This is a genomic window from Amycolatopsis sp. NPDC059027, from assembly GCF_042739735.1.
GTDB lineage: Bacteria > Actinomycetota > Actinomycetes > Mycobacteriales > Pseudonocardiaceae > Amycolatopsis.
Genome location: NZ_JBHYIK010000071.1, coordinates 1 through 12,754, shown reverse-complemented (window position 1 = coordinate 12,754; position 12,754 = coordinate 1). Strand labels below are relative to the sequence as shown.

Here is a 12,754-nt window from a genome sequence, read left to right as displayed (position 1 = left end):
GATGGACCGGCTGAGCCTCAACCAGATCACCACCAAGAGCTGGAGCCTGCCGGAGGCAGTGGCGGGCTGCGCCGCGGCCGGGGTGGGCTGGATCGGCCTGTGGCGGGACAAGGTCGCCGAAGTCGGCGCCTGCCGGACGGCCCGGCTGCTCAAGGACTACGGCGTCCGGGTGTCCTCCCTGTGCCGTGGTGGGTTTTTCACCGGCATCGAGCCCGATGGGTCCGAAGTGGACGGGCTGGCACGGACCCGGGAGGCGATCGACGAAGCCGCGTTGCTCGGGGCGGACGTGCTCGTGCTGGTGGTCGGCGGGATCGGCACCGACGGGCTCGCGGCGTCGCGGCAGCGGGTCGCCGACGCGGTGGGCGAACTGGCTCCCTATGCCGGGGAGCGTGGTATCCGGCTGGGGCTGGAACCGCTGCACCCGATGCAGTGCGCGGAACGGTCCGTACTGTCCACTGTGGACCAGGCGCTGGCGATCGCGCGCGAGCATCCGCATGAGCAGGTGGGCGTGATCGTCGACGAGTTCCATGTCTGGTGGGACCCGCGGATCGAGGAGTCGATCGCCGCGGCGGCGGGCCGCATCGCCGGGTTCCACGTGTGCGACCAGCTTGTCCCGTTGACCGACACCCTACTCGGCCGCGCCCTGCCCGGCGACGGGCCGATCCCGCACCGCAGGCTGCGTTCCTGCGTGGACGCGGCGGGCTACACCGGCCCGATCGAGGTCGAGGTGTTCAACGCCGAGCTGTGGCGGCGACCCGGCGCCGACGTCCTCGCCGACGTCGTCACCGCCTACCGCGACCATGTCGCCTGAAGAAGCACGTCGCCCGAAGAAGCACGCCGCCCAAGGAAACATGTCGCCCGAAGAAGCAGAGTGCGGGAAAACCATGTCCCCTGACACGCGCATCCGGCACACTTGCCCACCTCGGCACTATCGGGTTGGCTGTGCACCCGCGGTCACCGGACGGCCCGGCGAACGCCGGTGTGACATTGTTCGCAACCGGCGTCCGGTACCGGCGGCGCCGCCCGTGTGGCGGTGGGCGTCCGGCACCCACCACGGCGGTGCCGGACGGAGCGAACGAAGCGGAAACACGGAGGAAAACCGGGCCGGTGAAGATCACGGACGCGCACCCTGCACCTAGCCGATTCCCACATAGTGCGAGACATCCTTCGTTGGTTACAGTGCCGAACATGCCGAACCTGCTGGTGGTGGAAGACGACGCGGCCATCGGCAGCGTGCTCGAGTCGACCCTGCGACTACACGGTTACCAGGTGCATTGGCGGCGGGACGGCCGCAGCGCGCTCAAGGTCGCCGAAGCGGGTGACATCGACCTGGTCCTGCTCGATCTCGGGCTCCCCGACCTCGACGGTGTCGAGGCCTGCCGCCGGATCCGGGCGTGCCTGCCCTCGGCGGTGCTGGTCATCCTCACTGCCCGTCAGGACGAGATGGACGTCGTCGTCGGGCTGGACGCCGGGGCGGACGACTACCTCACCAAACCCATCCGGCTCGGGGAACTGCTGGCGCGGCTGCGGGCGCATCTGCGCCGGGGCACCGCGGTGCCGCAGCAGCAGAAGGCACCGATCACCGTCGGCGAACTGCTCGTGGACACCGCCAGCCGCCGGGTCAGCCTGGCAGGCGAGGAACTCGTGCTGCGGGCCAAGGAGTTCGACCTGCTCGCCCGGCTCGCCGAGCAGCCGGGCGTGGCGGTCAGCAGGGAAACGCTGATGGCCGAGGTCTGGGACGCGCACTGGTACGGCTCCACCAAGACGCTCGACGTGCACATCGCCGCGTTGCGCCGCAAACTCGCCGCGACCGGCGTCGCCTCCGCCCTCATCCCCCGGATCGCCACCCTGCGCGGGCACGGCTACCGGCTGGAGGATCCGGCGGACTCCGGCGCCGCGGACGGGTAACGCGTGCGCCGTCGGATCGTGACGCTCACCGTCCTCGCGGCGGTGCTGGCGACCACGCTGTTCGGCCTGCCCCTGGCGATCGTCGCGGCGGAGACCTTCGGCGACGACACCGTCGCCGACCTGGAACGAGCCGCCGACGCCGTCGCCGTCGTGGTTTCGAAGCCGCTCGCCAACGGCCAGCCCGTCCCACCGCCGGTGGTGGGCCCTGGTGACGACGAGGCCGAGGCCCGGATCAAGGTCGGCGTCTACAGCCCGGACGGCAGGCGGCTGGCGGGGCACGGCCCGCCGGTCGCCGACGAGGTCACCCGCAGGGTCGCGGGAACGACCAAGGACATGGTCAACGGCTCGCTCGGGGACGAGGAGGTCCTCGCCGTGCCGGTGCTGAGCGGGGACCGGCTGACCGGCGTCATCCGCGCGGCGCTGCCCCGCTCGGAGCTGAACCACCGGATCGCACTGGCGTGGCTGGCCATGGCGGGCTGCGCGGCACTGGCGGTGACCGGCAGCTGGCTGCTGGCCCGGTGGATCGCGGCCCGGCTGACCCGGCCGCTCGAGGAGCTCGCCGCGGCGGCCGGGCGGCTCGGCGACGGCGATTTCACCGTCCGCTCGCCTCGCCCCGGAATTCCCGAGATCGACAAGGTCGGCTCGGCGCTCGACACCACCGCCGAACGAATCGGCGAGACGCTGGAGCGTGAGCGGGCGTTCTCCGCCGACGCCTCCCACCAGCTCCGCACCCCGCTGACCGGGCTTCGCCTGCAACTGGAGGCGGCGCTGGAGAACCCGGGGCAGGACCCGCGCAGCGCGATCGAGGCCGGGCTCGGCTCGGTCGACCGGCTCGAACGCACCATCGAGGACCTGCTCGCGCTGGCCCGGCAGAGCCGCGCGCCGCGGGCGCCGCTCGACCTGGACACGCTGCTCGACGAGCTCCGGCAGACGTGGCAACCCGTGCTCGCCGGGCAGGGCCGTGAGCTGGTGGTCCGTGCCGAGGACGCCCCGCCCGCGCGGGCGGCGGCCGCGGCGATCCGCCAGGTGCTGAGCGTGCTGGTGGACAACGCCGTCACGCACGGCAGCGGCACGGTGACCGTGGTGACCCGCGACGCCGGGGACACCCTGGCGATCGACGTCGTCGACGAGGGACCGGACCTCGGCGAGGCCGATCCGTTCACGCTGGATCACACCCAGGCCACCGGGCACGGGATCGGCCTGCGGCTGGCCCGTAGCCTTGCCGAGGCCGAGGACGGCCGGTTGCGGCTGAGCAAGCCGGATCCGCCGACGTTCACGCTGCTGCTGCCCGCGGCCACCGGAACGGATCCTCACGACTAGGCCCGAAGGCGCAATGAAGTACCGCACATCCAGCAAAACTCACAATGATTCGCCGTTCTGCGGTCGCAACGCGACCGATACCGTGGCTCGCGATCCACACGGACCTCAGCGAGGAGGAGCCAGGTGAAACCGGCGACCAGCACACCACCGCGAACGGGACTGCGAGCCGCGATGCTGCGGCGCAAGCCCGTCGCGGACCTGATCGCCGAGGGCGATCACGGGAAGCTGAAGCGGTCGCTCGGGCTCGGCCAGCTGACCATGCTCAGCATCGGCGCGACGCTGGGCAGCGGGATCTTCGTGGTCCTCGGCGAGGCGGTGCCGGTCGCCGGCCCGGCGGTGATCCTCTCGTTCGTCCTCGCCGGTGTCACCGCGCTGTTCTCGGCGCTGTCCTACGCCGAACTCGCCGGGATGATTCCGCTTTCCGGCTCTTCCTACTCCTACGCTTACGCCACGCTCGGCGAACTCGTCGCGTGGGTGTGCGGCTGGTGTCTCGTCCTCGAGTACGGCGTCTCGGTGGCCTCGGTCGCCGTCGGCTGGGGGCAGTACCTCAACGAACTGCTGCGGGCGGCCTTCGGTGTCACCATCCCGGACGCGCTGAGCCAGCCACCCGGCGGCGGCGGGATCGTGAACGTCCCGGCCATCGTCGTCGTGCTGCTCGCGATGGTGCTGCTGCTGGCCGGCGCGAAGGAAAGCGCGAGGGCCAACGCGATCATGGTCGTCATCAAGATCGGCACGCTGGTGTTGTTCTGCGCGATCGCGTTCACCGCGGTGCAGGCGAAGAACTTCACCCCGTTCCTGCCGCTGGGTCTGGCGGGGCTGAGCGCGGGCGGGGCGAAACTGTTCTTCTCCTACATCGGCTTCGACGCGGCGTCGACCGCGGGCGAGGAGGCGAAGAACCCGCAGCGCGACTTGCCGAGGGCGATCCTGCTCTCCCTCGGCATCGTCACGGTGCTGTACTGCCTTGTCGCGGTCGCCGCGGTCGGCGCGCTGCCGTGGCAGCAATTCGGCGATCAGCAGGCGGCGCTCTCACACGTGCTGACCTCGATCCTGGACAACGAGTTCTGGGCCGCGCTGCTCGCCGTCGGCGCGATCGTGGCGATCTCCAGCGTCGTCCTGACAGTCCTCTATGGACAGACCAGGATCCTGTTCGCGATGTCGCGGGACGGGCTGGTGCCCGCCGCACTGTCCACTGTGGATGCCAAAACCGGGACGCCGAGGACGAACACGCTGGTGGTGTCCGGTTTCGTCGCCGTGCTGGCCGCCTTCGTGCCGCTCGGCAAACTCGCCGACGCGACCAGCATCGGCACGCTGTTCGCGTTCGCGCTGGTCAACATCGCGGTGCTGGTGCTGCGCAGGCGCAGGCCGGAGCAGCCGCGCACGTTCCGGGTCCCGCTCGCGCCGGTCACCCCGGTCATCGGCATCGGCTGCTGCGCGCTGCTGATGTTCAGCCTCGACACGGCGACCTGGATCGTCTTCGGCGGCTGGATGCTGCTCGGCCTCGCGATCTACTTCGGCTACAGCGTGCGCCGCTCCCGGCTGGCGGATCCGCGATGATCGTCGCTGTCCATCAGGGACCGTACGACGCGCTCCCGGTGGCCGCCATGGCCGCGGCCGGAGCCGGCGCGCGGCTGCTCGTCGCGGCCGAGATGATCACCACCGGCTACCACATCGGCGCGGCCTCCCACGAGCTCGCCGAACCGGCGGACGGGCCGACCGCCCGCCGGATGAGCGAACTGGCCGCCGACGCCGGGATCGCGCTCGTCTACGGCTATCCCGAACGCGAGGGCGAGTACGTCTACAACAGCGTCCAGCTGATCGGCGCGACCGGCGAGCGGCTCGCGAACTACCGCAAGGCGCATCTGTTCGGCGACCTCGACCGCGCGTGGTTCACCCCTGGCTCGGCGGCCGTGGTACAGGCGGAGCTGGACGGGCTGCGCGTCGGGCTGCTGATCTGCTACGACGTCGAATTCCCCGAGCAGGTCCGGGCACACGCCCTCGCGGGCACCGATCTGCTGGTCGTGCCGACCGCGCTGATGAGCCCGTACGAACTGGTCGCCGACACCCTGGTACCCACGCGGGCCTACGAAAGCCAGCTCTACGTCGTCTACGCCAACCGCTGTGACAGCGAACAGGAACTGACCTACTGCGGCCGGTCCGCGATCGTCGCCCCGACCGGCGAAGTGCTCGCGCGGGCGGGCACGCGGCCGGCGATGCTCAGCGCGCGGGTCGACCCCGCGGTGCTGGCCGCGTCCCGCGCCGAGAACACCCACCTCGCCGACCGGCGCCCCGAGCTCTACCGAGCGCTGCTCGACCGGCAAGACCCGCGTGACCCCGAAGGACCCCGCGCATGACCTCCGCCGTTCCCACCGCGATCCATCACGACGAACCGGCGGGCCGCCCGATCACCATGTTCGGCCCCGATTTCCCGTTCGCCTACGACGATTATCTCGCCCATCCGGCCGGGCTCGGCTCGATCCCGGCGGACCGCCACGGCACCGAGGTCGCCGTGATCGGTGGCGGGCTGTCCGGCATCGTCACCGCCTACGAGCTGATGAAACTGGGCCTGCGCCCGGTGGTGTACGAGATCGCCGAGATCGGCGGGCGGCTGCGCACGGTGCGGTTCCCCGGCTGTCCCGACGACGTCGTGGCGGAAATGGGTGCGATGCGGTTCCCGCCCGCCTCGACCACGCTGTTCCACTACATCGACAAGGTCGGTCTCCGGACCACGCCGTTCCCGAACCCGCTCGCCCCGGCCACCCCGAGCACCGTCGTCGACCTCAAGGGCCGCAGCCACTACGCGCGCACCGCCGCGGACCTGCCCGAGGTGTTCGGCGGAGTCGCCGCGGCCTGGGAGCGCACGCTCGAAGAGCACGCGAGTTTCAGTTCGATGCAGACCGCCATCCGCGACCGGGACACGAAGACGATCAAGAAACTGTGGAACGAACTCGTGCCACGGCTGGACAACCAGACGTTCTACGGATTTCTCTGTGACTCACCCGCGTTCTCGTCCTTCCGGGACCGTGAGATCTTCGGGCAGGTCGGTTTCGGCACCGGCGGCTGGGACACCGACTTCCCGAACTCGATCCTGGAAATCCTGCGAGTGGTCTACACCGGCGCCGACGACGAGCACCGCAGCATCGTCGGCGGCAGCAGGCAGCTGCCGCTCCGGCTGTGGGAACACGCCCCCGAACGCCTCGCGCACTGGCCCGCCGGTACGAGCCTCGGCTCGCTGCACGAGAGCGGCAAGCCGCGCCCCGGTGTCGTCCGGCTGCACCGCACCGCGCCGGCCAACGTCACCGTGACCGACGAGAGCGGGCACATCCACACCTATCCCGCGGCGGTGTTCACCGCGCAGAGCTGGCTGCTGCTGTCGAAGATCGCGTGCGACGAGGCGTTGTTCCCGATCGACCACTGGACGGCGATCGAGCGCACCCACTACATGGAGTCGTCGAAGGTCTTCGTCCCGGTCGACCGTCCGTTCTGGCTCGACCCCGACCCGGTGACCGGACGCGACACCATGAGCATGACACTCACCGACCGCATGCCGCGCGGGACGTACCTGCTCGGCACCGACCCGGATTCGCCCGCGGTGATCTGTCTTTCCTACACGTGGGCCGACGATTCGCTGAAGTGGCTGCCGCTGACGGTCGCGGAGCGCGTCGAGGTGATGCTGCAGTCGCTGCGCGAGATCTATCCCGGGGTGGACGTGCGGCGGCACGTCATCGGCGACCCGGTGACGGTGTCCTGGGAAGCCGAGCCCCATTTCATGGGCGCGTTCAAGGCCAATCTCCCCGGCCACTACCGCTATCAGGAACGCCTTTTCACCCATTTCGCGCAGCATCGGCTCGAACCGCGGTTCCGCGGGGTTTTCCTTGCCGGGGACGACGTCTCGTGGACGGCGGGCTGGGCCGAAGGCGCGGTCCAGACCGCGCTGAACGCGGTGTGGGGCGTCCAGCGGCACTTCGGCGGCGCGACCGATCCGGCGAACCCCGGGCCGGGCGACCTGTTCGACGACATTGCCCCGATCGTGCTGCCGGATTGAGCCGGGAATACGCCGTACCGTACGCCGGTCACTACGAATCGCGCTGGTTTCCCGGCGGTAACTTTGCGACATCGGGCTGTTCGACCGTCAGAACTGAACCGATCATGCGACGATGGGGAGCATGACCACCGAGCCGGCCCCGCGATGGCGCAGACTGGAACCGGACGCCCGGAAGGAACAGATCTACGCGTGCGCGGCGCGGCTGTTCGGTGAGCGGCCGTACTCCGAGGTGTCCACTTCGGACATCGCGGCGGCGGCGGGAGTGGCACGAGGACTGATCAACCACTACTTCGGCACGAAGCGCGAGCTGTACCTGGAAATCATCAGGAGAGCGCTCACCGTGCCGAGGCTCGCGGTGGAAATCCTTCCGGAGGGGCCGCTCGAACTGCGGGCCGACGTGGCGATCGACTGGTTTCTGGACATGGTCACCAGCCAGGAACGGATGTGGCTGGCCGCGATCGCGCCCGAGGGCATCGGCCGGGACCTGGAGGTCGAGCGCATCCTGGAGGAAGCCGACCAGGAATCCGCCGACCGGGTGCTGGAAGCCGTCGGGCTCTCCCGCGACAGCGCGCACGGGCCCGAGCTGAACGCACTCGTCCGCGCGTTCGGCGGCATGGTGAAGGCCGCCGGACGGGAATGGCTGGTCCGCGGCGCGCTCGACCGGTCGCAGGTGCACACGTTGCTCAGCAAGTCGCTGGTCACCCTGGTCGGTGAGGTCTTCCCGGTGATCCAGGGGCATCCGGCGGGCAACTCCGCGCCCGGCTGACACCCCCGGTTTACTAGTCCGACCAAAAGCAGGCGGACACGGGCCGCAGCCGACCCGCTCGTAGGTACCGGTTTCCGCCGTGACCGTGGTCGGGTTGGCAACGAACGGCACAGCAGTTCCGCTCGCCGGTGGCCAGCCGGGTGAGCCGGCACGCGAGCCCGTCGAGGCAGCGTTCGACGGCGTAGTCGTAGAGCCGGGCGAAATACCCGGACGCCTTGTCCGGATCGGACACCAGTTCGTGCATCGCCCTGCCGTGCGCGGCCATGCCGGGCAGGTCACCACGATCGCGATAGGCGGCGTACTCCTCGGTAATGCTCGAACCCAGCTCGGGATCACCATCCCGTTCGTCCTCCATCGCGACGAACTGGCAGGCGTTGGCGAGCAGCAGGTTGTACGCGAGGGCGCTTTCCTCCCCGAACCCGGCAGCCATCAGGACCCGGACACCCGCGTCGATGGTGCGCGTCGCGGCGCTCACCGATGGTCCGAACAACGCGAGCCGCCGCGCCGATCCGGGGTAACGTCGCAGCACCACGCGAAGCTCGGCGAGCAACGCCGCGAACCAGGTACGCCACGGCAAGGTGTCCCCCGGCAGCGTCAGCTCCCCGACGACCCGGTCGATGACGGCGTTGACGACCGCGTCGCGATCCCCGACGTGGTGGTAGACGACGGCGGGATAGGCGTCGACCTCGCCCGCGAGCTGGCGCAGTGTCCAGCTGTCCAGTCCCCGTTCCGCCGTCAGCTTTAGCGCGGCGTCGACGATCCGCTCCGCGGTGACCGCCGGCAGTCCGGCGGCGGCCCTCGACCGCGGCCGGTTGCCCGTTCCCGGGGACGATGCCATGCGAAGTACGTTATCCGCATCTTTCGGTGGTACCGGCGTCCGGTGGTGTCACCGTGGGGGATTCGGGCAAGATCGGGGCATGCCACGCGCACAGGCCAACGGCCTCGAACTGGAATACGACACCTTCGGGGATCCGGGTGACGCTCCGCTGGTGCTCGTCATGGGGCTCGGCGCCCAGATGATCACCTGGGAGGCGGGGCTGTGCGAGCTGCTGGCCGCGCGGGGATTCCACGTGGTGCGGTTCGACAACCGGGACATCGGCCTGTCGACCTACCTCGACCACCTGCCCGCCCCCGATCTCACCGCGCTCATTTCGGGTGACCTCGCGACCGTGCCGTATCTGCTGTCGGACATGGCCGACGACGCCGTCGGCCTCTTCGACGCGCTCGGCTTCGCAAAGGCGCACGTGGTGGGCGCGTCGATGGGCGGGATGATCGTGCAGCAGCTCGCGATCGACCATCCGGACCGGCTGCTGAGCGTCACCTCGATCATGTCCACGACCGGCGACCGCGCGGTCGGCCAGGCCGAGCCCAGCGCGCTGGCCGTGCTGACGCGTCCGCCCGCCGCGACGCGCGAACAGGCGATCGAGGAGGGTGTGGTCGCTTTCCGCGCTCTCGGCTCCCCCGGCTACCCGGCGACGGAGGAGTACCTGCGGACGAAGACGGCGACGCACTACGACCGCGCCGTGCATCCCGAAGGGACACTGCGTCAGACAGCGGCCATCGTCGCCTCGGGCGACCGCACGGAACGGCTGCGCGAAGTCCGGCTGCCCGTCGCGGTCATCCACGGCGACGCCGACCCGCTGATCAACGTCAGCGGCGGCAAGGCGACCGCCGAAGCGATCCCGGACGCCGAACTCGTGGTGATCCCCGGCATGGGCCACGACCTGCCGCACGCGCTCTGGCCGGAATTCGCCGACGTCATCGCGCGCACGGCCGCGCGCGCCAACGGCTGAATCTGCTCTCTCCCGCACCCTGGTCAAGGAAGCGTCAAGAAGCCGAGCGGGCCCGTACAGAACACGGCAGCGAGCCTTACCCGCCGAGCGGAAGTGAGCTGGACTGGGCCGATGAGGGCCAGGACGACGCGCGAAGGACGGATTCCCGGCGGTTTCGGCTTCCCCCTCGGCTGTGTGGCGCTGGTCGTGGCCGCACTCGCCGCGGCGGTGGCGGGTGCCGGCGCGCATCCCGCCTACGCACTCGTCGCGTTCGTCCCGGTCGTCCTCGCGATCGGCTTCTCCACCACCGTCTTCGCCGCCGCGGGAACCGCGGTGATCGCCTGGGCCGTCTACTCCGGGTTCGTCCTCGGACGTGCCGGCGGCCTGGTGTTCGACGCCGCCGCCGGCCGGGCCGCGCTGGTGCTCGGCGCCGCGCTGGTGACAGGTCTCGGCGGTGGCCTCCTCGTCCGGGCGGTGCGCAACGCCCGGACTCACCTTCTCGGCGCCGACGTCCCCGCGCCGCGCCGGTCCGTGGACCCGCCGGCGCGGCGGGCGGCCAGCGCGGCGATGATGCGCGGCAAGCCCGCGGGCTGAACCGGGTCGATGCCGGTCAGCTCCCGCACCCGGCGCAGCCGGTAGTCCACCGTGTTGGGGTGGATGTGCAGTGAGGCGGCCGTGCGCCTGCGGTTGCCTTCGCTGGCGAGATAGCAGTCGAGCGTTTCGAACAGATCGGGATGCGGTTCCAGGGGCGCGACCACCGCCGCGAGCCGGTCGCGCGCGGCGCCGGGCCGGGTCAGCTGGAACTCCATGAGCACGTCGTCGAGGCGGTACAGCCCGGGCTCGCGGCCGAACCAGCGGACGACGTCGAGCACCGCGCTCGCCTGCTCCGCCGCGACACGGACTCCGGACGGCGGCGCGGTTTCCGCGGCGACGGTCACGGTCGCGCCCGCCGCGCGCCCGGCGTGCCCGGCCAGCTCCCGCCATCCGCCGACGTCCACTTCGGACAGCCGGCCGCCCAGCGGCACCAGCACCACACCGCCGCTGCCGTCGACCGAGGCGAGCACGCCCTCCCCGCACTGCTGCTCGAACGTGCCGAGGAACCGGCGCAGCTTGCGGCGGACCGCGATGGTCGCGTCGACACCCGGCCGTTCCTCGTCGGGATGGCGGCCCAGTTCGACGCACAGCACGAGATAGCAGGCGGGCAGCGTGATCCCGGTGGCCAGTGCCGCCGCGTCGATCGCGCCGCCGTCCAGCAACGCCGAAAGCAGCGACCGCCGCGCCGTGTGCTCCTGCCCGACCTTGGTGCGCAACTGGTCGAGGTAACCGCTCGTCACCGCCCCGGTGACCGCCGAGACGAACCGCAGCACGCGATCGACGATCTCCGCGAGATCGTCGACGTCGCCTTCGCCCGCTCCTGCCGCGGCGGTACGGAAGATCTCCCTTGCTCCAACGTGATACGCCTCCAGCACGGCTTCGAGTGGGAAACCTTCCTCCGCCCGCCGGGCAGCGGACCCGCCGATCTGCCGGAGCTCGGCGTCGTTGAGCGGACGATCCTCACGGAGGCTCCGCGCGAAGGCCCGTAAGGCGTCCTGCGTGATCGCCGCGATGTCACCGCGGATCTCCTCGACGGGCAGCCGCCGGTAATCGGCGACCTCGGCCTGGATCCGCCGGAGCACGCGAACCCGGAGTTCGGCCTCCTCGACGCTGAGCCGCTCGTGCACGGGACGTCCGCCGAGCGACAGTGCCCGCCCTGCCACCCCGTCCGTCCTGTGCTCGGTCACAACCGGCCTCCTCGATCTCTGCCCGTGTTCCCAGTCAACGGGCCGGTGATCGCTGCCGATGATGTCACGAAGACCAGAAGCGGCAAGCCCGCGGAACACAGACCCAGAGGAGGACGGCATGCGGATCGGCGGACGGACGACGGCGTTGGCCGCCATCACGGCGATCACCCTCACCACGGTCGCGGGACCGGCGTCGGCCGTGACCGCGACCGACTACGTGGCACTCGGCGATTCCGCGGCGGCGGGCCCGCTGATCCCGCCGCAGGATCCGGCGTCCTACGGCTGTCTTCGCTCACTGGTGGACTATCCGCACGTGGTGGCGAAGAAGATCGGCGCGGCGAAGCTCACCGACGTCACCTGCTCCGGCGCGCAGACCGTCGACCTGACCGGTTCGCAGCCGACGTTCACCGGACCGGCGGCGCCCCAGCTCGACGCGCTGAGCAGCAGGACCTCGGTCGTCACGCTCACCATCGGCGCCAACGACGTCGGCCTGGTCCCTGCCGTGCTGAGCTGCCTCAACCTGGCGCCCGGCGCACAGCCGGACTGCGTCGACCGGTACACCGCGGGCGGGCACGACCAGCTCGCCGAGAGCATCGCCGGCTTCGAGCCGAAGTGGGGCGCGGCGATCGCCGCCATCGCGAAACGGGCGCCGAAGGCACGAATTTCCGTCGTCGGTTACGGAACGTATCTCCCGCACAACGGGTGCTGGCCGGTCGCGCCGCTCTCGGCGCGGGATGCTGACTACATCCAGAAGACCATCGGCGAACTCAACGCCGCCCTCGCGCGCCAGGCCGCCGCACACGGCGCCCGCTTCCTCGACATCCGCGGCGTGACCAGCGGACACGACGTCTGCCAGGCGCCCGGGGTGAAGTGGTACGAGAGCCTCGTGCCGACCGCGGTCGCGGCCCCGTTGCACCCGAACGAGGCAGGCATGGCGGGCATCGGCGCCTATGTCGCGGGCAAGCTCGCCCGGAGCTGAAACGCCGAGCGGGAACCTGGGCGAAACCCGGGGCCGGGCCTGCGCCGACGGGCCGGGTTCGTTCTCCCCCCACGCGAGAACGATCCCGGCCGCCGACGCCGCGACGCCGGCTCCGGTGTTCCCGCCCGTACCCCTCTGACGAGCGGGAACACCGGTCCGCGCCTGGCCCGCCGCACCCAAAGCGCC

The 12,754-nt window shown here is 70.8% G+C and carries 12 protein-coding genes; 10 read left to right on the top strand and 2 right to left on the bottom strand.

What is annotated here, in order from left to right:
- Window position 1 precedes the first annotated feature (1 nt).
- The 7 genes from ACFWY9_RS35940 (at window position 2) to ACFWY9_RS35910 (ending at window position 8,036) form a co-directional block, all read left to right on the top strand.
- Complete coding sequence (locus ACFWY9_RS35940) at window positions 2-811, top strand: sugar phosphate isomerase/epimerase family protein (RefSeq protein WP_378340980.1); 810 nt, start codon at window positions 2-4, stop codon at window positions 809-811.
- Window positions 812-1,188: 377 nt separating this feature from the next.
- On the top strand, window positions 1,189-1,908 hold the full coding sequence (locus ACFWY9_RS35935) for a response regulator transcription factor (protein ID WP_378330448.1): 720 nt from the start codon (window positions 1,189-1,191) through the stop codon (window positions 1,906-1,908).
- A 3-nt stretch (window positions 1,909-1,911) separates the two neighbouring features.
- Window positions 1,912-3,228, top strand: a complete 1,317-nt coding sequence (locus ACFWY9_RS35930) for a sensor histidine kinase (protein ID WP_378340979.1) — start codon at window positions 1,912-1,914, stop codon at window positions 3,226-3,228.
- Window positions 3,229-3,399: 171 nt separating this feature from the next.
- Window positions 3,400-4,782, top strand: coding sequence for an amino acid permease (locus ACFWY9_RS35925; protein ID WP_378340990.1), 1,383 nt, complete (start codon window positions 3,400-3,402; stop codon window positions 4,780-4,782).
- The gene (locus ACFWY9_RS35920) at window positions 4,779-5,579 is read left to right on the top strand and encodes a carbon-nitrogen hydrolase family protein (protein WP_378340978.1); all 801 of its coding nucleotides are present in this window, start codon (window positions 4,779-4,781) and stop codon (window positions 5,577-5,579) included. Before ACFWY9_RS35925 ends, ACFWY9_RS35920 begins: the two co-directional genes overlap by 4 nt.
- A complete protein-coding gene (locus ACFWY9_RS35915) occupies window positions 5,576-7,270 on the top strand; it encodes a flavin monoamine oxidase family protein (protein WP_378330451.1) in 1,695 nt (564 codons plus the stop codon). The genes ACFWY9_RS35920 and ACFWY9_RS35915 overlap by 4 nt, the downstream gene beginning before the upstream one ends.
- Before the next feature lie 121 nt (window positions 7,271-7,391).
- Window positions 7,392-8,036 carry a TetR/AcrR family transcriptional regulator gene (locus ACFWY9_RS35910; protein WP_378330452.1) on the top strand — a complete coding sequence of 215 codons (645 nt, stop codon included), beginning with the start codon at window positions 7,392-7,394 and terminating at the stop codon, window positions 8,034-8,036.
- Window positions 8,037-8,049: 13 nt separating this feature from the next.
- Here the strand turns inward: ACFWY9_RS35910 and ACFWY9_RS35905 are convergent, their stop codons facing one another.
- Window positions 8,050-8,874 carry a TetR/AcrR family transcriptional regulator gene (locus tag ACFWY9_RS35905; protein ID WP_378340977.1) on the bottom strand — a complete coding sequence of 275 codons (825 nt, stop codon included), beginning with the start codon at window positions 8,872-8,874 and terminating at the stop codon, window positions 8,050-8,052.
- A 79-nt stretch (window positions 8,875-8,953) separates the two neighbouring features.
- Here ACFWY9_RS35905 and ACFWY9_RS35900 point away from each other — a divergent pair, with 79 nt between their 5' ends.
- Window positions 8,954-9,829 carry an alpha/beta fold hydrolase gene (locus ACFWY9_RS35900; RefSeq protein WP_378340976.1) on the top strand — a complete coding sequence of 292 codons (876 nt, stop codon included), beginning with the start codon at window positions 8,954-8,956 and terminating at the stop codon, window positions 9,827-9,829.
- Window positions 9,830-9,940: 111 nt separating this feature from the next.
- Complete coding sequence (locus tag ACFWY9_RS35895; RefSeq protein ID WP_378330455.1) at window positions 9,941-10,402, top strand: hypothetical protein; 462 nt, start codon at window positions 9,941-9,943, stop codon at window positions 10,400-10,402.
- Here the strand turns inward: ACFWY9_RS35895 and ACFWY9_RS35890 are convergent.
- On the bottom strand, window positions 10,300-11,589 hold the full coding sequence (locus ACFWY9_RS35890) for a PucR family transcriptional regulator (RefSeq protein ID WP_378330456.1): 1,290 nt from the start codon (window positions 11,587-11,589) through the stop codon (window positions 10,300-10,302). The two genes, ACFWY9_RS35895 and ACFWY9_RS35890, sit on opposite strands and share 103 nt — an antisense overlap.
- A 118-nt stretch (window positions 11,590-11,707) precedes the next feature.
- Between ACFWY9_RS35890 and ACFWY9_RS35885 the strand changes: the two genes are divergently transcribed.
- Window positions 11,708-12,568 (top strand): SGNH/GDSL hydrolase family protein, encoded by an 861-nt coding sequence (locus ACFWY9_RS35885; RefSeq protein ID WP_378340975.1) that lies wholly within the window; start codon window positions 11,708-11,710, stop codon window positions 12,566-12,568.
- Window positions 12,569-12,754 lie beyond the last annotated feature (186 nt).